The organism is Streptomyces sp. NBC_00669, assembly GCF_036226785.1.
In the GTDB taxonomy this organism is placed as follows: Bacteria; Actinomycetota; Actinomycetes; order Streptomycetales; family Streptomycetaceae; genus Actinacidiphila.
Window position 1 is genome coordinate 3855686 of sequence record NZ_CP109018.1, and the last position, 24086, is coordinate 3879771.

Consider the following 24086-nt stretch of genomic DNA (forward strand, 5'->3'; position numbering starts at 1 on the left):
TCTCAAACGACGGGCGTTGCGCCGCAACGTCTCGACCTCGTATCTGAGACGATGATCGGGTTGCATGGTTGGGTCGACGGATGGTCGGGTAGTGGAATGCAGCAGCGCGGTGGTGAACCGGGCGACGTGCCGGGCGATCGCGAGCCCGAAAACCCCCGTCCCACCGGCCGGCGACGCCGGCCCGCCGATCGCGTACCGCAGGAGAACAACGACTCCGGGGCCGACCGCCCGGAACAGCGACCGACCGCAGAGGGCAGGAGCAGGGGTGGCCGAGTGGGGGTGACCTACAAGTACTTCGGCGCGCCCGACGGGGCCACGGCGGCCCGCGTCCCGATCTCCATGCGCCCGGAGGAACTCGGGGGGGACGAACTCGGCCAGGGCATGTACACCAAGGTCAAGCCGGAGACGATGGCCGCGATGGTGCTCACCGGCATCGAGGGCATACCTCCGTCGAAGGTCCCGCCGCTCGAACTCGTCGTCCTGCACCCGGATTACGCCGTGGTCCGGCTGCCGGCGTCCGTGGTCGACCCGCTGCGCACCGCCAACGAGGAGTCGTTGGGCGCCGCCGCCTTCATCTGGTCCACGGTGCCCGACCGGCGCGGCCCGCGCGACGCGTTCGTGATCTACCAGATGCTGCACGAATGGCAGGATTTCGCCCGCCGCTGCGAGGAGTCCGGCCACCAGCTCTACTGCCTGGTCTGGCCGTAGCACCTCCCCCTGGGACCCGTCCCGGCCCCTTCGTCCGGCGGCGCGCTTCACCCCCTTCGCCCGGTTTGCCGCTGGCGGATCACCGCAACGGCCTGGACACGCACAACACCCTTCCGGGGCAGGCGAGTCGGCGGGCGCAGGCCCCGGATCAGCGCTCGCGCGCCGCCGTCACGTAGTGCGCGAAGAACGCCTCGGCCGCGGCGTCGACCGCCAACGGGTCGGCGCCCGTGGTGAGTTCCCGCAGCAGGCCGCGGCTGGTGGCCAGCCACAGCAGCGCCTCGGCCCGGGCCCGGCCGGCGGGGACGCCCACCGCCCTTACCAGCGGCAGCAGTTCGTCGATCCACGGCTCGCGGGTCTCGTCCACGCCGGGCCGGCGGGCCCGCAGCGCGAACCCGACGCGGTACAGCGGCCACATCCGGGGCTCGGCGAGGTGCCGCCACATCCGGCGCATCGTCGTAGCCGGATCGGCGTCCTCGGCGCCGAAGGCCGCGAGGTGCGCCCGCTCGCGGCGCTCGCACGCCTCGTGCACCGCGACCAGCAGGCCCTCGCGCGAACCGAAGTGGTACAGCAGCAGCGAGTGGCCGACCCCGATCGCCCCGGCGAGCGAGCGCAGGCTCCCGTCGAGCCCCTCCCGGCCGGCGTCGCTCAGCAGGTGATCGAGCACGGCGCCGGTCAACTCGTCCTTCGCGCTCACATCCCTCACCCTACGTGACCGCAAGGGCTAGGGTGGGGGCGAGCGACTTGACCAAATGGTCAAGACAGCCGGACCCCGGGAGGCGGGCATGCGGTACGAGACGCACATGCGGGTGGACGCGTCGGCGCGGACGGTGTGGGCGCTGCTGGCCGACCTCGGCGGCTGGCCGCGGTGGACCCCCACGGTCACCGCGGCCGAGGTCCACGGCGCGGCCGAACTCGCCGTCGGCACGCCGGTCACCCTCACCCAACCGGGCCGCCGCCCCACCACGTACACCGTCGACACCGTCGAGCCCGGCCGCCGCTTCCGCTGGAGCCGCAGCGCCGGCGGCGTCCGGCAGTGGGCCGACCACGTCGTCCGCCCCGACGGCGCGGACCGCTGCGAGGTCGTCCTCACCTTCGCCATGGAAGGCCCGGCCGGCGCCCTCCTCGGCCGCCTCGGCGCCGCCACGATCCGCCGCATGGTCGACACCGAGGCCGCCTCCCTGAAGGCCGGCGCGGAGCGCGCCCCGGAGTGAGCCGCGCCCCGGAACCGGGCGAGGGTCCTTCGGCTAACCGGGCGGGGCGGCCGGGGAGTTCGGGGCGGCCGGGGGGTTCGGGGGGTTCGGGGGATTCGGGGCGCTCGGGGGGTTCGGGACGCCGAGCAGTTCGTGGAAGGCCGGCCGCAGCATCGCGACGACCTGCTCCGGCGAGGCGTCCCGCAACCCGTCGAGCCCGAGCAGGTGCCGCCCGACGACCGCGCCGATCGTGATCGCGCCGACCAGCCCCGCCCGCAGGTCGGGTGCCTCCCCGTCGATCCGCTCGGCGGTGCGCCGCTGCTGCTCCAGCATCGCCTCGCGGGCCTCCACCACCGCCTCGGGACGGGTGAACATCGACCGCAGCACCGCCATCACGTCGGTCGGCTCGTCCGACAGCTTGTCGGCGAGCGCGGCCAGCAGTTGCTCGGCGATCCCCTCGATCGTCTCGGCGGAGACGTCGTCCGGCGCCATCCGCGCGACCTGCTGGAAGAGTGCCTCCTTGGAACCGAAGTAGCGCGTGACCAGGCTCGGATCGGTGTACGCCGCGGCGGCGATGGCCCGTACGGTGGCCCGCTCGTACCCGACCTCGGCGAACAGCCGGCGCGCGGCGGCGAGGATACGGGCCTCGGTGGCACGCCGCCGCTCGGCCCGCGTGGTCGTCCGGGCCGGGCCGGAGGCCGAGTCGGAGGGGGCGGTGGAGGCCGAACCGGAGGCGGTCGGCGGCGTAGCCGGGGGCGTCACGGATTCAGCCTACACGCGTTGACCGAAGGGCCGGCGACCGCTACCGTCATTTGAGTCAACACGCGTTGCACGAAACGTGCCGCGTCGTGCGGCCGAGGCGTGCCGCGACACACCGTTTCACGCCATTCCGTACCGCGTTGCGCCGTGTTGCGCCCCCATGCGCCGCGGCCGGGCCCGTACCCCGGCCGCGGTCCGGCACCGGCACCGGCACCCGCACCCGCACCCGCACCGGCCCGCCCGCTCTCGACTCCAGGAGCACCGCCATGACCCAGACCGTCCTGCTCAGCGCGTTCGCCGGGTTGATGGCCGCGAACGCGCTGCCGCACTTCGTCAGCGGCATCACCGGCCGCCCGTACCCGAGCGTGACGGGCAACGGGCCGGTGCCGAACGCGATCGGGGGCTGGGCGCTCTTCGTGGTCGCCGGGCTGAGCCTGTACTGGGCCCGCCCCGGCGACCACCCCGGCGCGGCCTGCGTCGCGGCCGCGCTCGGGGCGCTGCCGATGGCCGTCTTCCACGCGGCGGGCGGCCCGGCCTGGGTGAACACCAGGTCCGGCCGCCCCAACCCGTAGGCAACCCGTAGGCGCGCCCCGGCAATCGGCCGCCGGGCCCACACGACCGCGGCCGCCCGGGGGGAGGGCCGGGCGGCCGCGGTTCACCGAAGGCGTGCGCTCAGCGCGTCACCATGCCGAGGGGGCCGGCGGCGGCACCACCGCGGGACGGTCGTCGCAGGTGATCGTGTTGGGCAGTTCCCACGGGGCGAGCCAGTCCCCGGTGGTGCCCCCGCCGTCGTTGCCGCCGAGGTCGGTGAGCGTGAACTCCGAGCCGCTGGGCGTGAAGTTGAACGAACCGCAGTTGTTGACGCCGACCGCGCCCACGTTGCGGGCGTCCACGTTCTGGAAGGTGGCGCCGCCGGCGACCCGCGCGCTCAGCACCGACGTGCCGGTGCCGTCCACCTTGATGTCCTTGAAGTGCACGTTGGTGATCGAGTAGAGGTCCTTCACCGGGAAGTCGCTCACCAGCATGATCGCGTTGTAGGTGTTGTCGAGGAAGTCGTCCCCGGTCACCTCGATGTCGGCGCTGATGTTCTTCTCCAGCGCGTAGAACCAGATCGCGCCGAGCCCGATGTTCCAGTTCAGGTCGTAAGTGCCCGCCCGCACCGTGGTGTTGCCGGTGATCCACAGGTGGCCGGTGAACGCCTCGGCGCCGAACCGGGAGCCGACCTGGATGCCGCTGCCCTCGCGGATCGGGTCGGCGACCAGGTTGCCGGAGACGGTGTTGTCGGTGCCGCCGTAGATCGCGATGCCGTTGGCGAGCACCGGCGTCTGGACGGTGTTGTGGTCGAAGGTGTCGTTCGCGTCCTCGACCTTGTCCGACCACATCGCCAGCCCGTCGTCACCGGTGTTGCGGACGACGTTGTTCCGCACCACCGAATCGGTCACGCCGGTGTGGAAGTTGATGCCGTCCGCGGTCTGGTCCACGATCTCGTTGCCGGTGATCGTCAGGTCGTGCATCGGGCCGTCGAACCACATGCCGGCCTTGGTGTGCTGGATGTACAGGCCGGAGATGGTGGAGTCGCTGAGCGCGCCGCCGATCCCGTTGACCTGGTCGGTGTCCACCCGGTCCCGGACGTCGCCCTCGATGGCGAAGCCGGACAGGTGCACGTCGCTGCTGCCGCCGTCCGCCGCGTCCTTGCCGTAGAAGCCGACACCGGTGTGGAGCGACCCTCCCCCAGGCCCTGCGGGCTGGGAGGTGCCCCCAGGAGCGGGCTTGCTCAGCGTGACCTGGTGGCCCTTGATGACCGTGTACCAGTTGCCGGCGCCCTCGATCGTGACGTGGTCCACCACGATGTGCCGGTTGACCTGGAAGGTGCCCGGCGGGATGTAGACCTTCAGGTGCGCCCGCCTGGCGAAGGCGATCGCCTTGTCGATGGCGTCCGCGGAGTCCCGGCGGCCGGTCGGGTCGGCGCCGAAGGCCAGCACGTTCGCCGCCAGCAGGTCGATCTTCGGCGCGGCCACCAGCTGCGAGTCCATCAGGTCGACCGTGGTGGTCGCGGCGCCCTTCGGCACCGTGAGCCGGACCTTCTCCCCCGCCTGGTAGGTGCGGCCGAGCAGCAGCCGCTGCTCGTCGTAGAAATGGTTGGGGCGGAACGGCTTGGCGACCGTCGGCGTCGGCGTGGTCTGGTCCGGCACGCACGCGCACTCGGTGATCCACTGGTCGGGGTAGAGCAGGTCCGCGTCGGGGTCGTTGGAGAACGGGTACTGGTTGTAGAGCCAGGCGTACTGCGAGGTGAGCGTCATCGTCTTGCGGCCCTGGACACCGCCGCCGCTCTTCGCCGCCAGCGAGACGTCCAGCGGCGAGGTGATGCCGCCGCCGGCTGGCGCGTCCGGAATGCTGTAGCGGACGCTGATCGCGTTGGCCGCGCTCGGCAGCGTGAACTCGACGTACTGGCCCGGCTTCAGCGTCACCGCGCTGCGGCCGGACGCCTCGGCGGGCAGGGTGTACGCGGCCGTGCCCGGGCCGATCACCGTGCCGTCGGTGGCGGCGTCCTCGGCCTCCTGCTCGGCGAACCCGAGGTCGGCGCCCCGGCCCGCGACGAGCGAGGGGTCGAGGGCGGCGCGGGTGACGGCCGCGGCCTGGCCCGCGCCCGGCCCCCCGCCGTGGGCGACGCCGCCCGCGTACGCGGGTGCGCCGGCCAGCACACCGAGGCCGACCGCGGCCGCGGTCACCGCGGCGAAGGCGGCCGCCGCTCTTCGTCGGGATCTGCCGGGCCCACTTGCCACCGCACCGGTGATGCTCCGTGACATCGCTAGCTCGTTTCTCTTGAGGGGGCGAAACGGTGAGGTGACAGTAGGGCGGCCCGATCCGCCACCACAAGATTCCTGCACAGGTATTTCGTGTCTTTGGCGAACAACTACGCCTGTCCGTCGGGTTCTTGCGGAACGATCGAGAGTACTTGCGGCCGTACGGGCGGGGCGAGCGGGGCTGATGGGACCGCCGGGGCGACGCGGGGAGGCGCGAGCGGTGCGCGGGGCGTACGGGGCCGGTGGGTGCGGAGGCGGTGGCGTACGGGCCCGGCGGGGGCGGGTGCGGCGGGGGCGGGACGGCGGGGGCCGCGCACCGGGCGCGACTACCTAAGCGTGACGGATTCCGCCGGCGCCGGCCCTCCGTAGCGTCTGCCGTACCGGAGCACCGGCCGGGGCGACCGCCCCGGCCCGGCAGGACCGGACGACCCGAGGAGCCCCACATGACCGCCTACGCCGTCGCCCACATGCGCAGCGTCACCCCGCACCCCGAGATCGGCCTCTACCTCGACCGGATCTCCGACACCCTCGACCCCTTCGGCGGCCGCTTCCTCGTCCACGACTCGGTGCTGGACGTGGTGGAGGGCACCTGGCCCGGCCACCTGATCGTGATCGAGTTCCCCGACCTGGCGGCGGCGCGGGACTGGTACGCCTCCCCCGCGTACCGCGAGATAGCGCGTTACCGCACCGACCACACCGACTCCGACATCGTCTTCACCGCCGGGGTGGCCGACGGCTACCGGGCCTCCTCGCAGCACTGAGCGTGCCGTTGACCACGGCCGTGGAGGCGCCGGCGAACGCGCCCGTGACCACACCCGCGAACGCGCCCGTCCGCGGCGGTCCCCGGAGGTCTCCTGCGGTCCCCGGCGATAGGGTCGGGGCGACGACGGCAGTGGCCAGGCGCGAGGTGGGAGCCCGTATGCAGGACCAGACGATCGGCGGCTATCTGGATCGGCTCGCCGCCCGCGAACCGGCACCCGGCGGCGGGGCGGCGGCGGCCCTGCACGCGGCCCAGGGTGCGGCTCTGCTGGCGATGGTGGCCCGCTACACCACCGGCGAGAAGTACGCCGCACATGCCGCGCAGGTCGCCGCGATCACCGCGGCGGCCGATGAACTGCGGCTGCGGGCGCTGGAGTTGGCACAGGAGGACGCGCGGGCCTTCACCGCAGTCACCGACGCGTACAAGCTGCCGCGGGCCGAGGCCGAGCAGAAGGCGGCCCGCTCGCTGGCCATCGCCGACGCGCTCGCGGGTGCTGCCCGGCCACCGGCCGACGTGATCGCCGTCGCCGCCCGGGTGGTCGAACTCGCCGAGGAACTGCTGCCGTTCGGCAACCCGAACGTCGTGACCGACATCGCCGCCGCCACCGAGGCCGCGCGTGCCGCGGCCACCACCGCCCGGGTGAACGTCGAGATCAACCTCGGCGGCATCAAGGACGAGGCGGTACGGGCCGAACTCACCGCCGCCATCGACGGCGTGGACCGGCTCGCCGCCCGCGCCCACGCCGTGACCGAGGCCGTACGCAAGGAGATCACCCGATGACCGCCACGCCTTCGGTGGCCCTGGACGGCCGCCCGCGCGCCGCCGAGATCCGGGCCGAAGTCGCCCTTGCCGCCGCCGAGTCGGCCGCGGGCGGGAACCGGCCCCGGCTGGCCGTGGTGGTCGCCACCGAGGACGAGTCGACCGCCTGGTACGTACGCTCCATTGCCCGCGCCGCCGAGAAGGCCGGGCTGGCCTGCGACCTCGTGACGCTGCCCGCCGACAGCCAACCCGCGCTCATCCGGGAGGAGTTGGAGCGGCTGAGCGCGGACCGGTCCGTGCACGGCGTCATCCTCCAGACCCCGCTGCCCAAGGGCGCGGTCGCCGCGGAACTGGCCGCCGCCCTCGACCCGGCCAAGGACGTCGACGGCGCGAACCCGCTGAGCCTGGGCCGGCTCGCCGCCGGACTGCCCGCCTTCGCCCCCGCCACCGCCGAAGCCGTCGTCCAGCTCCTGGACTTCCACGACGTCCCGCTCTCCGGTCGTACGGTCACCGTCGTCGGCCGCTCCACGGTGGTCGGCAAGCCGCTGGCGCACCTGCTGCTGGACCGGGACGCCACGGTGACCGTCGCCCACTCCCGCACCGCCGACCTGCCGGCGGTCACCCGGCAGGCGGACATCGTGGTCGCGGCGGCCGGCCGGATCGGGCTGATCACCGCGGAACACCTGCGCCAGGGCGCGGTCGTGGTCGACGTCGGCACCAACCCGACGCCGGAGGGCGGGCTGGCCGGCGACGTGGACGCGTCGGCCGCGACGGTGGCGGCCGCGGTGTCGCCGGTGCCCGGCGGGGTCGGCCCGATCACCACGGCGCTGCTGCTGCGGCACACCGTGCTCGCCGCCCGCCGGGCGGCCGAGGGGTGACGAACGGCGGGGCCGGACATGACAGATGTCATCGCCGACCCCGGACGTCCGGCTCTGCCGCCGGCACCCCCGCGGACGCGAAGCTGAGTCCATGGCAACCACCGAGGCAGTCACGCAGACCACGACCTGGCCGTCCCCGCGGAGCGGCGCCCCCGCCGGCAACGGCACCGGCACTGGCACCGGCATCGGCACGGGCACCGGCACCGGCGCGAAGGGGGGTGCCGACGCCAAGACCGGCACCGCCACCGGTGGCTACCAGCCCGTCCCGGTCTGGTTCTTCGCCTTCGAGGGCCTGATCGGCGCCTCGTACGACATCGTCAAGAGCGACCCGCACGGCTGGATCGTCATCGTGGTCGCGGTCGCGGTGAACGTGGTGCTGGCCAGGACCGTGCTGCGCGGCCGGCTGAAGATGGCGAAGGCGATCCTGCGCGGCAGGAAGACCCGCAAGCTCGCCGTCGGCCTGATCGCGCTGCGCGTCGGCGTCCACTTCGTGCTCGGCCTGGTCGGCGTCGAGGCGACCTCGCCGGCCGCGCACGTCGCCTTCGCGCTGCTGATGTGCGCGACGACGGTCGCCCTGCTCGCCTTCGACCAGAAGATCATGCTGCGGGCGCTGAACGCGGACTCCTGAGCGCCGGCGGTACGGCCGCACCTATGCTGAACAGGTAGGAGCCGAGCCGTCCGGCGCGTCCGGAGCCCGTCAAGCGGCTCGACCCGGTTCGACCGACTCGACCCGGTTCGACCGGCTCAACCGGCCTCAGCAGCAGGACCGTCCGAAAGGCAGCCCGACATGAGTTCCCGTACCGCAGTGGTCACCGGTGCGAGCAGCGGCATCGGCGCCGCGACCGCCCGCAGGCTCGCCGAGGCCGGCTACCACGTCGCACTCGCCGCCCGCCGCACCGACCGACTGGACGCGCTCGCCAAGGAGTTGACCGCCGAAGGCCGCAGCGCCTCCGTGCACGCCCTCGACGTCACCGACCGCGCCGCCGTCGACGCCTTCGCCGCCTCCCTGGACGCCCTGCCCCCGCTGCACGTCCTGGTGAACAACGCGGGCGGCGCGCTCGGCACCGACCCGGTCGCCACCGCCGACCCCGCCGAGTGGCGCACCATGTACGAGGTCAACGTGCTCGGCGTGCTCAACGTCACCCAGGCCCTGCTGCCCGCGCTGACCGGCTCCGGTGACGGCACCGTCGTGGTGCTCTCCTCGACCGCGGGCCTGGGCACGTACGAAGGCGGCGGCGGTTACGTGGCGGCGAAGCACGGTGCCCACGTCATCGCCGAGACGCTGCGCCTGGAGCTCAACGGCAAGCCGGTGCGGGTGATCGAGATCGCCCCCGGCATGGTCAGGACCGAGGAGTTCGCGCTCACCCGCTTCCACGGCGACGCCGCCCGCGCCGAGGCCGTCTACGCCGGCGTGGCCGAACCCCTCACCGCCGACGACGTCGCGGACACCGTCGCCTGGGCCGTCACCCGCCCCTCCCACGTCAACGTCGACCTCCTGGTGCTGCGACCGCGCGCCCAGGCCAGCAACACCAAGGTCCACCGGGAGCAGTGAGCCGCGCGGCACGCCGCGCGGCTCCGGCCGCGGCTAGGCCGTGTTTTGGAAGTCCCTCCCCCCCTGCCTTCGGCGGGGGAGGTGCCCCCATCCCGTGGCGCCTGGCACGCACGCTCGCTTCGTTGTCGGGCTTGTCCGAGTAGGCCCACTACGAGGACAACCCTCCGCCTTGCGATCTGGGGGCACCTCCCACGCCGCAGGCTGTGGGGGAGCACCAGACGCCACGGGCCCCGCCCCTTGGGCGGACGGCGCTACTTCCAAAACACGGCCTACGTGGGCACCGTGATCGCGAACACCGCGCAGAACGCGATCATCACCCCGCAGAACGCCACCACCGCGACCGCGCCCGCCGCGTTCTTCACGCCCCCCGGCGCGGCCGCCGTCGCCTTCTCCGGCCGCGCCGCCGTGTAGTGCACGGTGACGTGGTCGCCCGCCACCCGGGTCGTCGGCCCGTTCCGCTCCTCGAACCGGACCTCGCGCCCGTCCCTCGTGGTGAAGGCGTACACGTGGTGGTGGGTGGTGCTGTCCTCGCTGTGCGTGGTGTACGCCCGCAGGCACCGCCCCTCGGCGGTCAGCCCGCTGCGCCACGCCGCCCGCAACTCCAGCGCCCGCCGCACGCTCCCGATCGCCACCGCCAGCGCCACCAGCCCGATCAGCGCGGGCACCCCATAGAACATCGCGTCCATACCGCGTCCCCCTCGCGTTTCCCCCGTGGGCCCCACACCCCGGCCCCTGTGCCCGGGACAGTACCCACCCCCACCCCCGCCCCACCTCAAGGAAACCTCTGAACTCGCCGCTGGCCGGGCCGGCGTGCACCGGCCCGGCACCCGAGCGCACCAGCCGGGCACGGGCCTCGGCTCGCCCCCGCCCGGCTCAGCCCTTGACGCAGACGACCTGCTTGAGCTTCGCCACCACCTCGACCAGGTCGCGCTGCTGGTCCATCACCTGCTCGATCGGCTTGTAGGCGCTGGGGATCTCGTCCACGACGCCGGAGTCCTTGCGGCACTCGACGCCGCGGGTCTGCTCCGCCAGGTCGCGGGTGGTGAAGCGCTTCTTGGCCGCGCCGCGGCTCATCCGGCGGCCGGCGCCGTGGGACGCGGAGTTGAACGCCGCCGTGTTGCCGAGGCCGCGCACGATGTACGTCGCGGTGCCCATGGAACCGGGGATGATGCCGTACTCGCCGCTGCCCGCGCGGATCGCGCCCTTGCGGGTGACGAGCAGGTCCATGCCGTCGTAACGCTCCTCGGCGACGTAGTTGTGGTGGCAGGAGATCTCGGGCTCGAAGACCGGCTTGGCCTTCTTGAACTCCTTGCGGACGACCTCGCGGAGCAGGGTCATCATCACGGCCCGGTTCCACTTCGCGTACTCCTGCGCCCAGTAGAGGTCGCTGCGGTAGGCGGCCATCTGCGGGGTGTCGGCGACGAAGACCGCGAGGTCACGGTCGACCAGGCCCTTGTTGTGGGACAGGCCCTGGGCGATCCCGATGTGGTGCTCGGCGAGTTCCTTGCCGATGTTCCGGGAACCGGAATGCAGGGTCAGCCAGAGCGCTTCGTCGGCATCGAGCGAGACTTCGATGTAGTGATTCCCGCCACCCAGCGTGCCCATCTGCTGGGCGGCGCGTTCGGCGCGGAACTTCACGTCGTCGGCGAGGCCGTCGAAACGGGTCCAGAAGTCGGACCAGCCCGCGGTGCGGAACCCGTGGATCGCGCCCGGGTCGACCGGGTCGGCGTGCAGGCCGCGGCCGACCGGGATGGCCTGCTCGACCTTGGTACGCAGCCGGGAGAGGTCGCCGGGGAGGTCGCCCGCCCGCAGCGAGGTCCTGACCGCGCTCATCCCGCAGCCGATGTCGACACCGACCGCGGCCGGGCAGACCGCGCCGTGCATCGCGATGACCGAGCCGACGGTCGCGCCCTTGCCGTAGTGGACGTCGGGCATGACCGCGAGGCCCTTGATCCAGGGCAGCGAGGAGACATTGCGCAGCTGCTGCATGGCGCCCTGTTCGACGGACGCGGGGTCGGCCCACATCCGGATCGGTACGCGGACGCCCGGCAGCTCGGTGTACGACATGGATTCCCCCCGATGGCGGTACGGATAATTGAGCGACAATACGAAGAAAGGGAGCGAGGACACGCTCCGCACAGCCCGTGGGGGCGCGTACGGCGTGACGATCGGGTCGTACCGGCGGGCTTGCGCGGGCCGTCCGGCGCACCGCCCCGACGGGCGGTTTCGGTCCCGGGTGCGATAGACATTGTGTCCAAGGCTCGCTCGTATGCGCCAAGGAATTACCCGCGAGGAATGACGAAAGGGGTCCGGCCGGTGCGGTCCACGTTGCCGTCGACACGAAGGCTGCCGCTCGCCGCCGGGGCCGTGCTGACCGCGGTCGCGGTCGCCACCCTGGGCGCGTGCACCGGCTCCGGCTCGTCGGACGGCGCGGACGGCGACGGGAAGACCGGGCCGGTCACGGGCGGCAGCGTCTCGTCCGCTCCCCCGGGCAAGTACCGCACGCTGCCGCAGCCCTGCACGTCCGTGGACACGGACTCGCTGAAGAAGCTGGTGCCGGGTCTGCAGGACTACTCGGGCGCGGAGTCCCTGACGTACGACACCGACCGGCTGGTGGGCTGCTCGTGGAAGGTGAAGGCGGCCGACGGCACCTCCCGCTCGCTGAGCCTGACCCTGGTCCGGGTGGTGTCGTACGACCCGTCGGTCAGCGATGAGGCGCAGGCGTCGTCGGACTTCGACAAGCGGGCCCAGGCGGCGTCGATCCCGTCGACCCCGCCCGGCGGCTCGCCGTCGACCACGAGCCCGACGACCCCGACCACCTCGTCGTCGACCGGGACCGCGAACAGCGGGTCGAACGGGAGCGCGGGCACCAGCGGCAGCAGCGCGACCAGCGGCGCGGGCGGCAACTCCTCGTCCGGCTCGGGCACTCCGTCCTCGACCGGCTCCTCGAACGACGCAATCGGGTCGAACGCGGCGAACGACGCGAACACGGGCAGCCCCGATCTCGCCCCGCGGCTGCTGTCCGGTGTGGGAAACGCCGCATTCATCAACGACGTGGCGAAGAAGCCCGGAAAGGGCTCGAGCCGCACGGTGACGCTGGTTTTCCGCACCGCGAACGTCCTGGCGACCGTCACCTACACGCAGTCGTCGCCCACCGACGCACAGCCACCGAAGAGCGCTGACCTGCAGAAGGGCGCCGAGAAGGTGGCGAGCGACCTCCAGCACAAGGTCGAGGGCTGAACCGGCGCGCGGGCCAGGGGTCCACCGCGACCCCTTAGGGTGGTGGGCCGAACCGGCCGACCGCCTCCGCTGCCGAAGGAACCCGAGACCATGGAACGACGTCGACGCCCCTCCAAGCGCCGCCTGGCCGTGCTGCTCGCCGGCGCGACCGTGCCCGCCCTGCTGGTGGCCGGCTGCTCCTCGGGCTCCGGCGGCTCGTCCCACTCCGCCTCCGGCTCCACCGCGAGTTCCGGCTCCGGAGGGAAGAACGGCTCGGCCGCGCCGACCCCGAGCGCCACCACCACACCCCCGATCGCGCCCGCGCGCTTCAAGACGCTGCCGTCGTCCTGCAAGACGATCACCAAGGACACGATCAGCAAGCTGGTCCCGAAGGCCAAGCACAGCGGCGGCACGGCGACGGACACCGCAGACACCGGCAACTCCCGCAGCGGCTGCTCGTGGACCGGCAACGGCAAGGACGGCTTCCAGTACCGCTGGCTCTCGGTCACCCTGGAGCGCTACGACTCCTCCCCCGAGCTGGGCGCGGCCGACCTCCAGGCGCACAAGCGGTTCACCGACGAGGTCTCCGCCGTGGAGAAGACCGCGGGCACCTCCGCCACCGGCGTGACCGGGCTCGGCGACGAGGCCCGCTCGATCAGCGGCTGGACGATCGTCTCGAAGGTCAAGTCGCAGAACGACTCGGTGGTGGTCCGCACCGGCAACGTCGTCCTGATCGTGGAGTACGACGGCGCCGGCCTGGAGGGCAAGAAGAACCCGAGCGCGAAGACCGTGAACAGCGACGCCCAGCGCGCCGCGAAGGACGTGGTCGCCTCGGTCGCGGCGGCCAACGCGTAACGCCGCTTCCACGCCGCTTCCGTCTCCCCTCCGACGCCGCCACGGCGACGCTGCCGCAACGCCGCCGCGGCCCGCCTCGGCCCGCACCCCTCCGCAGCGCGTAACAACTCGGCCTCATGGGCCCCGTATCCGTACGTTTGTCCGACCGCGAGTCGACTCCGGCGTCAACCGATCCTCCCGACGCCACCCGCATGTGGCAGTCTGGGTCGGCCAGTTCACGGGACAGGTGCCGACCAGCAGGAGGGTCGCGGGTGGCCGCGATACGTTTGACCCGGACTCACCGGATACTGATAGGTATCGTCGTCTCCGGTGCCGTGGTGATCGCCGGAATCGGTTTCGCCGGTTCGTACGCCGCCGTGCGCACGCTCGCCCTGCACAAGGGCTTCGGCTGGTTCGCGAACGTCTTCCCGATCGGCGTGGACGCCGGCATCGTGGTGCTGCTCTCGCTCGACCTGCTGCTGACGTGGCTGCGCATCCCGTTCCCACTGCTGCGGCAGACCGCCTGGCTGCTCACCGCGGCCACCATCGCCTTCAACGGCGCCGCGGCCTGGCCCGACCCGCTCGGCGTCGGCATGCACGCGATCATCCCGGTGCTGTTCGTGGTGGCGGTCGAGGCCGCCCGGCACGCGATCGGCCGGATCGCCGACATCACCGCCGACAAGCACATGGAGGGCGTGCGGCTGACCCGCTGGCTGCTCGCCCCGGTGCCGACCTTCCGGCTGTGGCGGCGGATGAAGCTGTGGGAGCTGCGCTCCTACGAGGAGGTCATCCGGCGCGAGCAGGACCGGCTGGTCTACCGGGCCCGGCTGCGCGCCCGCTACGGCGTCGCGTGGCGGCGCAGGGCCCCGATCGAGGCCATCATGCCGCTGCGGCTGGCCCGCTACGGCGTACCGCTGTCCGAGACCGCGGACGCGGGCCTGGAGGCGGCGGGCATCGAACTCCAGCCCGCGGCCAAGCAGTTGACGGCGGCCGCGTCAGGGGCGAGCACTCCGGCCACGGGCGAGCCGGCCACCGGGCAGACTGCCGAGCCGGCCGCCGGGCAGGCCACCGGCGAGCAGGCGGGCGAGCACAGCGGCGACCAGGTGGCGGCCGTGGCGGCACGGCCCGTGCGGCCGGCCGGCCCCGCGAGCGAGCTGGACCAGGACTTCGACCTGGCACTGGCCCAGGCGCAGGAGTACGAGCGGCAGATGTACGAACGCCAACTCCAGGAGCAGGCCTACCAGCAGGACTGGCAGGGCGCGCCGCACGACAGCCCCTGGTTCGCCGCGCAGCAGGCCGCCCAGGCCCAGGGACATCCGTACCCCTACCCCTACGGCCCGGCCGGATACGCCGATCCGCAGCAGGCGTACGCGCCGCAGGAGATGCCGCAGCAGGTGCCGGGACAGCAGGTGCCGGGGCAGGACTTCCCCGGCGAGGAGTTCCCGGGGCAGGGCCCGGCCCACCAGCAGCCGCAGCCCCAGGTGATGGTGCCCGCCGGGCCCAACCGCACCCGCCCGTTGGGCAGCGTGGGCACGGACGGCGACGCGGTCAACGGCATGAGCAGCGGCAACGGCGGCAACCCGGTCAACGGTTCGGGTGAGGCGAACGGCGTCTCCCTCCCCGGGCAGCGCTCCGAGGAACCCGGCCCGGCCGAGCAGCGGACCGCCGCCCCGGCGCCCGAGCCGGCGGCCGAACCGGAGCCGGAGGCCGATCTCGCGACCTACCCCTCCGGCACCCTGCGCCTGCCCGACGACGTGCCGGTCGAGGACGCCTACTTCGCCGCCTACCGCCAATACGTGCGGGAGCATGGCACCTTCCCCAACGCCCGCCAGCTCGCCCGGCTGCTGGAGGAGGCATACGGCGGCAACGCGCCCGAGCTGCGCGAACTCATCGCCGCGCACCGCGAGTTGCGCTACCGCTACACGTCCGAGGCGGAGACCGAGTACATCCCGTAGCCCCCCCCCGGGGCGTGCCGCCCCAACACGCCGGAGCCAGGACGCCGCCCGGGCGGCCGGCTTCCCTTCAGCCCCTGCGGCCGGCGCGCGTCGAACGCCAACGCGTCGATCGGCGACCGCAGTTGACACACCCGGCCAGGCCACCGGGCGTACGGCGCCGCGCCTCGCGGATCGCGGGCACCCCGATAGCGGCCGACGGGCCGGCCCCCGACCCGAGCCCCGCCGACCGTGGACGCCGGAAGCGGACTCGACAGCCCGTCACGTCATCCCGGCGGGCGCCGGCCGGCGGGGACCACGCCAGGTCCCCCACCGGCCGGCACCGCCCGGCACTTGTCCCGCTGGGGCCGGTCAGGCACCGCCCAGCAGCGAACGCACCCGGTCCTGGCCCACGGCCAGCAGCAGGGTGGGCAGCCGCGGACCGGTGTCCCGGCCGACCAGCAGTTCGTAGAGCAGCACGAAGAACGACCGCTGGGCCACCTTGAGTTCGGGCGTCGGCTTGGCGTCGGGCGCGAGGCCGGCCCGGATCTTCGGCACCGCGTAGACGAGGGTGGTCAGGCCGTCCAGCGACCAGTGCGACTCCAGCCCGTCGAGCAGCAGCTTCAGCGCGCCGAGGTCGGCGTCGTCGAGTGCGGCGAGACGGTCGGTGTCCGGCTGGTCGCGGACCACGGTCCGCTGCTCGGCCGGGACGTAGGTCGAGATCCAGTCCTCGGCGCGGTCCAGGCGGGGCCGCACCTCGTCGAGCGAGGTGAGCGGGTGCTCCGGGTCCAGCTCGGAGAGGATGCGCAGCGTCTGGGCCTCGGCGCCCGCGGTCACGTCGGCGACCGAGGCGAGGGTGCGGTACGGCAGCGGGCGGACGGTGCGCGGGAGTTCGCCGCGGGCGGTGCCGACCGCCCGGCCGTACGCGGCGGCGTCGGCGGGCAGCACGGTGCCGTCGGCGACCTTGCGGGACAGCGCGTCCCACTCGTCGTACAGCCGCTGGATCTCCTGGTCGAAGGCGATCTTGAAGGACTGGTTGGGACGGCGGCGGGCGTAGAGCCAGCGCAGGATCTGCGGCTCCATGATCCTCAGCGCGTCTCCCGGGGTGGGCACGCCGCCCTTGGAGGAGGACATCTTCGCCATCCCCGAGATGCCGACGAACGCGTACATCGGCCCGATCGGCTGCTTCCCGCCGAAGATCGGTCCGACGATCTGCCCGCCGACCTGGAAGGACGACCCGGGCGAGGAGTGGTCGACGCCGGACGGCTCGAAGACCACCCCTTCGTACGCCCAGCGCATCGGCCAGTCGACCTTCCAGACCAGCTTGCCGCGGTTGAACTCGCTGAGCCGGACCGTCTCGGAGTGGCCGCAGGCGCAGGTGTAGGTCAGCTCGGTGGTCTCGTCGTCGTATCCGGTGACGGTGGTGAGGTCCTTGCCGCACTGCGCGCAGTACGGCTTGTAGGGGTAGTACTCGGCACCGGTGCCGCTGCCGTCGTCCTCCGCGGCGGCTCCCGAGCCCTCGGCCGCTGCCAGCTCCGCGTCGTCCACCGGCTTCTGGCCCTGCTTGGCGGCGGGCGCGGGCTTCTTCGTGCGGTACTGCGCGAGGATGGCGTCGATGTCGGCGCGGTGCCGCATCGCGTGCAGCACCTGGTCGCGGTAGGCGCCCGCGGTGTACTGCGCGGTCTGGCTGATGCCGTCGTACTCCACGCCGAGGACGGCGAGCGCGTCGGTCATCGCGGCCTTGAAGTGCTCCGCCCAGTTCGGGTACGCGGAGCCGGCGGGGGCGGGCACCGACGTCAGCGGCTTGCCGATGTGCTCGGCCCACGAGTCGTCGATCCCGGGGATGCCCTTGGGCACCTTGCGGTACCGGTCGTAGTCGTCCCAGGAGATCAGGTGGCGCACCTCGATGCCGCGGCGGCGGATCTCGTCGGCCACCAGGTGGGGAGTCATGACCTCCCGCAGGTTTCCCAGGTGGATCGGGCCGGAGGGGCTGAGCCCGGACGCGACGACAACGGGTTTCCCGGGGGCGCGGCGCTCCGCCTCGGCGATGACGTCGTCCGCGAAACGGGAGACCCAGTCGGCCTCGGTGCTTGCAGCCACGGTCCTCTTCTTCCTGGGGGGTTTCCGATGGTTTTTCCCGGGGCCTGGGCCCCGGCGGCCGGAGCGGCCCGGCACGTTCATTCTCCCAGACCTGGCGCCTCCGCTCGCCAGCGGATAATCCCGCCTGTGGATAACCCGACGGCGACCGTGCGGCCTGTGGATAACCGGGTGAGCCGGTCGCGGGGCGCATGGGACAATGATGCTGCTACCTCGCCGTAGCACGTCCGATCTCCCCGACACACGGAACGGCACCTCCATGGCCTCGGTCGCTTCCCTCTCCGCTTCGCTCCAGCAGCGCGTCTCCGCCGCCCTCGCGGCCGCGGTGCCGTCGGCCGTCGACGCCGACCCGCTGCTGCGACGTAGCGACCGGGCGGACTTCCAGGCCAACGGCGTGCTGGGTCTGGCCAAGCGGGCGAAGGCCAATCCGCGGGAGCTGGCCGCGGCCGTGCTCGCCGCGCTGCCCACCGACGAGGTGGTCGGCCAGGTCGAGGTCTCCGGCCCCGGCTTCCTGAACATCAGCGTGCCCGACTCCGCGATCACCGCGAACCTCGCCCTGCGCGTGGCGGACGACCGGCTCGGCGTGCCCGAGAAGGCCGCCCCCGGCACCACCGTCGTCGACTACGCACAGCCGAATGTGGCGAAGGAGATGCACGTCGGCCACCTGCGCTCCTCGGTGATCGGCGACGCGATCGTGAAGATCCTGGAGTTCGCGGGCGAGCGGGTGGTGCGGCGCCACCACATCGGCGACTGGGGCACCCAGTTCGGCATGATGATCCAGTACCTGCTGGAGCACCCGCACGCGCTGGACCACACCGAGGGCGCCGACGCGGACTCGGGCGAGGCGTCCATGTCCCGGCTCGACCGGCTGTACAAAGCGTCGCGCGCCCTCTTCGACGCCGACGAGGCGTTCAAGGAGCGGGGCCGGCGCCGGGTGGTCGACCTCCAGGCGGGCGACCCCGAGACGCTGGCGACCTGGCAGCGGTTCGTCGACGAGTCGAAGATCTACTTCTTCTCGGTCTACGACAAGCTGGACATCGAGATCGCCGACGAGGACATCGTCGGCGAGTCCGGGTACAACGACATGCTGGTCGAGACCTGCGAGCTGCTGGAGAAGTCCGGCGTGGCGGTGCGCTCGGAGGGCGCGCTGTGCGTCTTCTTCGACGACATCAAGGGCAAGGACGGCGAGCTGGTCCCGCTGATCGTCCGCAAGTCGGACGGCGGCTTCGGGTACGCGGCCACCGACCTGTCCGCGATCCGGAACCGCACCGGCGACCTGCACGCCGACACCCTGCTCTACGTCGTGGACGTGCGGCAGTCGCTGCACTTCCGGATGGTCTTCGAGACCGCCCGGCGGGCCGGCTGGCTCACCGACGGCGTGGTGGCGCGGCACCTCCCGTTCGGCACCGTGCTGGGCGCGGACGGCAAGCCGTTCAAGACCCGGGCCGGTGCCAGCGTGAAGCTGGAGGATCTGCTCGACGAGGCCGTCGAGCGGGCCACCGCGGTGGTGCGGGAGAAGGGCGAGAAGATCGGCCTGTCCGAGCAGGAGATCGTGGACAACGGCCGGCAGGTCGGCATCGGCGCGGTCAAGTACGCCGACCTGTCCACCTCGCTGGGCCGGGACTACATCTTCGACCTGGACCGGATGGTCTCGCTCAACGGCGACACCAGCGTCTACCTCCAGTACGCGTACGCCCGGACCCGGTCCATCTTCCGGAAGGCCGGCGCCGACCAGCGGCCCGTCGCCCACCCGGAGCTGGCCCTGGAGCCGGCCGAGCGCGCGCTGGGGCTGCACCTGGACGCGTTCGGGGACAGCCTCGCGGAGGTCGCGGAGAGCTACGAGCCGCACCGGCTGGCGTCGTACCTCTTCCAACTCGCCTCGCTGTTCACCACGTTCTACGAGCAGTGCCCGGTGCTGACCGCGGACGGCGGCCCGGCGCAGGTGGAGAACCGCCTGCTGCTGTGCGAACTGACCGGCCGCACCCTGAGCAAGGGCCTGGAACTGCTGGGCATCCGCAGCCCCGAGCGCCTGTAGGACCGTGCCCGCGGTCCTCGGTGCGCGCCGGGGACCGCGGTGCGGCTCGGGCCCGGGCGGGGGCCGGGGACCGCGGTGCGGGTCGGGCCCGGGCGGGGGCCGAGGACCGCGGTGCGGACGCTGTCGCGGCCCGGTCCTAGAGTCTCGGCATGGCGATGCTTCCGAACCCCCTCCCCCGGCTCACGGACGACCTCAGCGGTGCCGCTCTCGGCCTGCGGCTGCCGCCGGGGCGACTGGTCGACACCACCTGCGACGGGACCTGGCACGAGCCGCTGCTCTGGCACGCTGACACCCCGGCAGGGCCCGGCGGTTGGCCGGAGCCGGCGGCGGCCCGGGCGGTGGGACTGCTGCCGGTGCTGCTGGAGTCCGGGGAGATACCCGGCATGGAGGACGTCGCCACCTGGGAGTTGGACCCCGGCGCGATGTCGTATCCGGGCCACCATGACGCCGAGGATGTCCTGGCCCACGCCTGGCCGCTGTGCGCCGAAGCCGCGGACACGGACTCGGACGCAGACGCAGACGTATCCGCAGACGCAGACGTATCCGCGGACCGCGACGACGACACGGCCGAGGACGCGGACGCCGGCCCCGCGGACCACGACGACGACCCGGCGGACGCGGAGTGGGACGACGAACTGCGCGACCTGGTCGCCCCGTTCGGCCCCGCCTTCCCCGGCCTCGCCCCGAAGCTGCTCACCTCCGCCGAGGCCGCCGCCGGCCGGCCCGACGCGGTCGCCGCCGAACTCACCGCGGCGCTCACCGGCTCCGGCCGCCTGCGGGACCCCCGCGCGGCCCTGGTGTACGCCCGCCGGAGCGCCGACGTCCCCGCCGCCATCGGCTGGACCGGCCCGGTCAACCACGAGCACGACGTCGCCCGGCTGTGCGCGGTGCTGCGCTCCTGGGAGGACCGTTTCGGCCTGCGCGTGGTCGCCCTCGGCTTCGCCACGCTGACCGCCACCGTCGCCGCCCCGCCGACCACCGTCGAGGAGGCCGAGGCCGTCGCCGCCGAGCACCTCTCCTTCTGCCCGGACAACATCACCCAGGGCCCCGGCACCCTGCGCGCCTACGCCAAGTCCCTGGTGGACGAGGGGGTCTGGACCTTCTGGTGGGACTGAGGCGGGCCGGCCGGGCGCGCGCTCACTTCAGGACGACGACCGTGGACCCGATGACCGTGTTGTTCCAGATCTTCGTCTCGTCGGCGCGGTGGGCACGGATGGCGCCGGTGTGCAGCGAGGAGGAGGGCGCCGTCACCTTGTCGTTGACCGGGGCGGAGAAGGCCACCCAGGTCTCGGCGGTGTACTCGAAGTACACGATGTTCTCGATGTTCGTGCCGTCGGTACCCACACCAGTGGGCTTGCGGCGGGTCACGTAGTGGGTGCCCACCTGGGCCGGCACCGTACCCGGCTGCACCAGGAAGGTGGAGGTCGGGCCGGAGCGCGGCACCACCCACACGCGGTTCTGGGAGAGCGAGTAGACGATCCGCTTGCCGGTGTCCGAGTGCGGGGGCACCGGCGGCGGGGCCTGCGGGGCATGCTGCTTGGTCGCGGTGGGGTGCGGGGTGGGCCCGGCGGCGGTCGGCTTGCCGCTCGGGGACGATCCGCTGGCCTGGATCGCGAGCACCGACACCGCGGCCATCGCCGCAGCGGTCAGCCCGCTCACCGTTGCCCACGAGGGTATGCCCCGGCTCATCGGACCCCTCCCCTTTCCTCAACACGCGCCCGGCGGCCGTCATGACCGCCGCGGTCCCGCGGCCGCTCGGGCCGTACGACCACCGCGGCCGCTACAGCCGCTGGGCGACTTCCGTGGCCCAGTAGGTCAGGATCAGGTTCGCACCCGCCCGCCGGATCGACGTCAGCGTCTCCAGGATCGCACGCTCCCGGTCGATCCAGCCGTTCGCGGCCGCGGCCTCGACCATCGCGTACTCACCGGAGATCTGGTACGCCGCGACCGGCACGTCGACGGTGTCCGCGACCTTCCTCAGCACGTCAAGATACGGCAACGCGGGCTTGACCATCACCATGTCCGCGCCCTCCGCGAGGTCGAGCGCCAGTTCGCGCATCGACTCCCGGAAGTTCGCCGGGTCCTGCTGGTACGTCTTTCGGTCGCCCTGGAGCGAGGAGTTGACCGCCTCGCGGAAGGGGCCGTAGAACACGGAGGCGTACTTGGCGGTGTAGGCGAGGATCGCCACGTCCTGGCGGCCTATCTCGTCGAGTGCGTCGCGCGTCACACCGACCTGGCCGTCCATCATCCCGGACGCGCCGACCACATGGACGCCGGCGTCGGCCTGCACCCGGGCCATCTCGGCGTAACGTTCCAGCGTCGCGTCGTTGTCGACCCGGCCCTGGTCGTCCAGCACGCCGCAGTGGCCGTGGTCGGTGTACTCGTCCAGGCACAGGTCGGACATCACCACGGCCGCGTCCCCTACCTCGGCCACCACGTCACGGATCGCCTGCTGGAGGATGCCGTCCGGGTCGGTGCCGGCGCTGCCCACCGCGTCCTTGGTCTCGGGCACGCCGTAGAGCATCAGCCCGCCGACACCGGCGGTGGCCGCCTCCACGGCGGCCTTGCGGAGGCTGTCACGGGTGTGCTGGACCACTCCCGGCATCGAGGAGACCTCGACCGGCTCGCTGACGCCCTCCCGCACGAACATCGGGAGGATCAGCTCCGCCGGGTTCAGGCGTGTCTCGGCAACCAGGCGGCGCATCGCGGGGGTCGTCCGGAGGCGCCGGGGCCGCGCTCCAGGGAACTCGCCGTATCGGCTGCTCATCGGCTGCGCCGCCTTTCAGGAGAAGGGTGCGGATCTGTACCAGGCTTTCCACGGTACGCCCGTACGCAGGGTGCTCTTCCCGACGCAAAGTCGGTGCTCCCGGGGCGGCCCTGACCCTCCGGCGTGCCCCCCGCACGCCGGTTCCGGGACCACCCACTGGTGGGTGGTCCCGGAACCGACAGGACCATCCACCCCGGAGGGGCCCGTCAGACCCGGGAGCGGCGCCGGGCACCCGGCCGACGCTCGCTGGGCCGCGTGACAGGATCGCCCGCCTCCTCGGCCGCGGCACGTCGTGCCCGCCCGAACTCCGCGAGCGCCTGCGCGAGCGCGTGCACGGACGGCTCGGGAGCCATCACGTCCACCCGCAGCCCGTGCTCCTCCGCCGTCTTCGCGGTCGCGGGCCCGATACAGGCGATGACGGTCACGTTGTGCGGCTTGCCGGCGATCCCGACGAGGTTGCGCACCGTGGAGGACGAGGTGAACAGCACCGCGTCGAAGCCGCCGCCCTTGATCGCCTCGCGGGTCTCGGCCGGCGGGGGCGAGGCGCGCACCGTGCGGTAGGCGGTGACGTCGTCGACCTCCCAGCCGAGTTCCACCAGACCGGCGACGAGCGTCTCGGTGGCGATGTCGGCGCGCGGCAGGAACACCCGGTCGATCGGGTCGAAGACCGGGTCGTAGGGCGGCCAGTCCTCCAGCAGCCCGGCGGCGGACTGCTCACCGCTGGGCACCAGGTCCGGCTTGACGCCGAACTCGACCAGCGCCTGCGCGGTCTGCTCGCCGACGGCGGCGACCTTTATCCCGGCGAACGCCCGGGCGTCCAGGCCGTACTCCTCGAACTTCTCCCGGACCGCCTTGACCGCGTTGACCGAGGTGAACGCGATCCATTCGTAGCGACCGGTGACCAGGCCCTTGACCGCGCGCTCCATCTGCTGCGGGGTGCGCGGGGGTTCGACCGCGATGGTCGGCACCTCGTGCGGGACCGCACCGTAGGAGCGCAGCTGGTCCGACAGGGAGGCGGCCTGCTCCTTGGTGCGCGGCACCAGGACCCGCCAGCCGAACAGCGGCTTGGTCTCGAACCAGGACAGCTGCCGCCGGTACGCGGTGGGCTCGCCGACCACGGCTATCGCGGCGATCGGCCCCTCGGGCGTCGGCAGCGCCTTGGTCGCCTTCAGCTCGGCCGCGATGGTCGCCAGGGTGGCGCTCCAGGTGCGCTGGCGGGTGGTGGTGCCGGCCACGGTGACGGTCAGCGCGGTGTCGGGCTTGCGCCCGGCGGCGACGAGTTCGGCGGCGGCCGCGGCGACGGTCTGCAGCGTGGTGGAGACCACCAGCGTCGCGGAGCTCGCGCCGACCTCGCCCCAGCACTGGTCGGAGGCGGTGGCCGCGTCCACGAACCGGACGTCGCCGCTGAGCGGCACGCCGGCGTACGCGGGCACGCCGAGGGCGGCGGCGACGCCGGGGACGACCTCGAACGGGATGCCCGCGTGGGCGCAGGCCAGCATCTCCTCGGCCGTGGACGCGTCCAGACCGGGGTCGCCGGCCACCGCGCGTACCACCCGCTTACCGGTGCGCGCGGACGACATGACAAGCTGTGAGGCAGCAGCGGCGGCGTCGGCGGTGTCCAACACCTCACCGTTGACGGCGGGTTCGGCCGTGCCCACGTCGGCGCGGGCGTGGCCGCGGACGACGTCGAGCACGTGTCCGGCGCCGACGAGCACGTCGGCGAGGGCGAGTGCCTCGACGGCGCGCAGAGTCAGCAGGCCCGGGTCACCGGGCCCGGCACCGAGGAAGGTCAC

Annotated in this window: 22 protein-coding genes; 13 read left to right on the plus strand and 9 right to left on the minus strand. The window is 73.0% G+C overall.

Annotated features, from left to right (window positions below):
- Positions 1-96: 96 nt before the first annotated feature.
- Positions 97-708, plus strand: a complete 612-nt coding sequence (locus OG896_RS15840) for a hypothetical protein (protein ID WP_329366007.1) — start codon at positions 97-99, stop codon at positions 706-708.
- Positions 709-856: 148 nt separating this feature from the next.
- Here OG896_RS15840 and OG896_RS15845 read toward each other — a convergent pair whose 3' ends face one another.
- A complete protein-coding gene (locus OG896_RS15845) occupies positions 857-1402 on the minus strand; it encodes a TetR/AcrR family transcriptional regulator (RefSeq protein WP_329366009.1) in 546 nt (181 codons plus the stop codon).
- A gap of 88 nt (positions 1403-1490) precedes the next feature.
- On the opposite strand from OG896_RS15845, the gene OG896_RS15850 reads away from it, so the two are divergent.
- On the plus strand, positions 1491-1919 hold the full coding sequence (locus OG896_RS15850) for an SRPBCC family protein (RefSeq protein ID WP_329366011.1): 429 nt from the start codon (positions 1491-1493) through the stop codon (positions 1917-1919).
- A 33-nt stretch (positions 1920-1952) separates the two neighbouring features.
- Here the strand turns inward: OG896_RS15850 and OG896_RS15855 are convergent, their stop codons facing one another.
- The gene (locus OG896_RS15855; protein WP_329366012.1) at positions 1953-2660 is read right to left on the minus strand and encodes a TetR/AcrR family transcriptional regulator; all 708 of its coding nucleotides are present in this window, start codon (positions 2658-2660) and stop codon (positions 1953-1955) included.
- A 263-nt stretch (positions 2661-2923) separates the two neighbouring features.
- Here OG896_RS15855 and OG896_RS15860 point away from each other — a divergent pair, with 263 nt between their 5' ends.
- The gene (locus OG896_RS15860; protein WP_329366013.1) at positions 2924-3229 is read left to right on the plus strand and encodes a hypothetical protein; all 306 of its coding nucleotides are present in this window, start codon (positions 2924-2926) and stop codon (positions 3227-3229) included.
- 108 nt (positions 3230-3337) lie between these two features.
- On the opposite strand, the gene OG896_RS15865 is transcribed toward OG896_RS15860, so the two are convergent.
- On the minus strand, positions 3338-5464 hold the full coding sequence (locus tag OG896_RS15865; RefSeq protein ID WP_329366015.1) for a glycosyl hydrolase family 28-related protein: 2127 nt from the start codon (positions 5462-5464) through the stop codon (positions 3338-3340).
- A gap of 440 nt (positions 5465-5904) precedes the next feature.
- Here OG896_RS15865 and OG896_RS15870 point away from each other — a divergent pair, with 440 nt between their 5' ends.
- The 5 genes from OG896_RS15870 (at position 5905) to OG896_RS15890 (ending at position 9410) form a co-directional block, all read left to right on the plus strand.
- The gene (locus OG896_RS15870; RefSeq protein WP_328467754.1) at positions 5905-6222 is read left to right on the plus strand and encodes a DUF1330 domain-containing protein; all 318 of its coding nucleotides are present in this window, start codon (positions 5905-5907) and stop codon (positions 6220-6222) included.
- 158 nt (positions 6223-6380) lie between these two features.
- Entirely contained in the window at positions 6381-7001 is a 621-nt protein-coding gene (locus tag OG896_RS15875; protein ID WP_329366018.1) for a cyclodeaminase/cyclohydrolase family protein, read from the plus strand.
- Positions 6998-7858, plus strand: coding sequence for a bifunctional 5,10-methylenetetrahydrofolate dehydrogenase/5,10-methenyltetrahydrofolate cyclohydrolase (locus OG896_RS15880; protein ID WP_329366020.1), 861 nt, complete (start codon positions 6998-7000; stop codon positions 7856-7858). The genes OG896_RS15875 and OG896_RS15880 overlap by 4 nt, the downstream gene beginning before the upstream one ends.
- Before the next feature lie 91 nt (positions 7859-7949).
- Positions 7950-8486, plus strand: a complete 537-nt coding sequence (locus tag OG896_RS15885) for a hypothetical protein (protein WP_329366022.1) — start codon at positions 7950-7952, stop codon at positions 8484-8486.
- A 159-nt stretch (positions 8487-8645) separates the two neighbouring features.
- Positions 8646-9410 carry an SDR family oxidoreductase gene (locus OG896_RS15890; RefSeq protein WP_329366024.1) on the plus strand — a complete coding sequence of 255 codons (765 nt, stop codon included), beginning with the start codon at positions 8646-8648 and terminating at the stop codon, positions 9408-9410.
- 269 nt (positions 9411-9679) lie between these two features.
- On the opposite strand, the gene OG896_RS15895 is transcribed toward OG896_RS15890, so the two are convergent.
- On the minus strand, positions 9680-10096 hold the full coding sequence (locus OG896_RS15895) for a DUF3592 domain-containing protein (RefSeq protein WP_329366026.1): 417 nt from the start codon (positions 10094-10096) through the stop codon (positions 9680-9682).
- 187 nt (positions 10097-10283) lie between these two features.
- Positions 10284-11477, minus strand: a complete 1194-nt coding sequence (locus OG896_RS15900) for an RtcB family protein (RefSeq protein WP_329366027.1) — start codon at positions 11475-11477, stop codon at positions 10284-10286.
- 228 nt (positions 11478-11705) lie between these two features.
- On the opposite strand from OG896_RS15900, the gene OG896_RS15905 reads away from it, so the two are divergent.
- From OG896_RS15905 to OG896_RS15915, 3 genes are all read left to right on the plus strand, one after another.
- Positions 11706-12650 (plus strand): hypothetical protein, encoded by a 945-nt coding sequence (locus OG896_RS15905; RefSeq protein ID WP_329366029.1) that lies wholly within the window; start codon positions 11706-11708, stop codon positions 12648-12650.
- Positions 12651-12740: 90 nt separating this feature from the next.
- Positions 12741-13484, plus strand: coding sequence for a DUF3558 domain-containing protein (locus OG896_RS15910; RefSeq protein WP_329366031.1), 744 nt, complete (start codon positions 12741-12743; stop codon positions 13482-13484).
- A gap of 251 nt (positions 13485-13735) precedes the next feature.
- On the plus strand, positions 13736-15418 hold the full coding sequence (locus OG896_RS15915; RefSeq protein WP_443057054.1) for a DUF2637 domain-containing protein: 1683 nt from the start codon (positions 13736-13738) through the stop codon (positions 15416-15418).
- Positions 15419-15766: 348 nt separating this feature from the next.
- On the opposite strand, the gene lysS is transcribed toward OG896_RS15915, so the two are convergent.
- Positions 15767-17494, minus strand: a complete 1728-nt coding sequence (gene lysS, locus OG896_RS15920) for a lysine--tRNA ligase (RefSeq protein ID WP_329366035.1) — start codon at positions 17492-17494, stop codon at positions 15767-15769.
- A gap of 256 nt (positions 17495-17750) precedes the next feature.
- Here lysS and argS point away from each other — a divergent pair, with 256 nt between their 5' ends.
- Positions 17751-19526 (plus strand): arginine--tRNA ligase, encoded by a 1776-nt coding sequence (gene argS / locus OG896_RS15925; RefSeq protein ID WP_329366037.1) that lies wholly within the window; start codon positions 17751-17753, stop codon positions 19524-19526.
- Between the two features lie 149 nt (positions 19527-19675).
- Positions 19676-20641, plus strand: a complete 966-nt coding sequence (locus tag OG896_RS15930) for a DUF4253 domain-containing protein (protein WP_329366039.1) — start codon at positions 19676-19678, stop codon at positions 20639-20641.
- Positions 20642-20663: 22 nt separating this feature from the next.
- Here OG896_RS15930 and OG896_RS15935 read toward each other — a convergent pair whose 3' ends face one another.
- From OG896_RS15935 to OG896_RS15945, 3 genes are all read right to left on the minus strand, one after another.
- The gene (locus OG896_RS15935) at positions 20664-21215 is read right to left on the minus strand and encodes a hypothetical protein (protein ID WP_329366041.1); all 552 of its coding nucleotides are present in this window, start codon (positions 21213-21215) and stop codon (positions 20664-20666) included.
- A gap of 91 nt (positions 21216-21306) precedes the next feature.
- The gene (gene hemB / locus OG896_RS15940; RefSeq protein ID WP_329366043.1) at positions 21307-22293 is read right to left on the minus strand and encodes a porphobilinogen synthase; all 987 of its coding nucleotides are present in this window, start codon (positions 22291-22293) and stop codon (positions 21307-21309) included.
- A gap of 206 nt (positions 22294-22499) precedes the next feature.
- Positions 22500-24086 (minus strand): uroporphyrinogen-III synthase, encoded by a 1587-nt coding sequence (locus OG896_RS15945; protein ID WP_329374044.1) that lies wholly within the window; start codon positions 24084-24086, stop codon positions 22500-22502.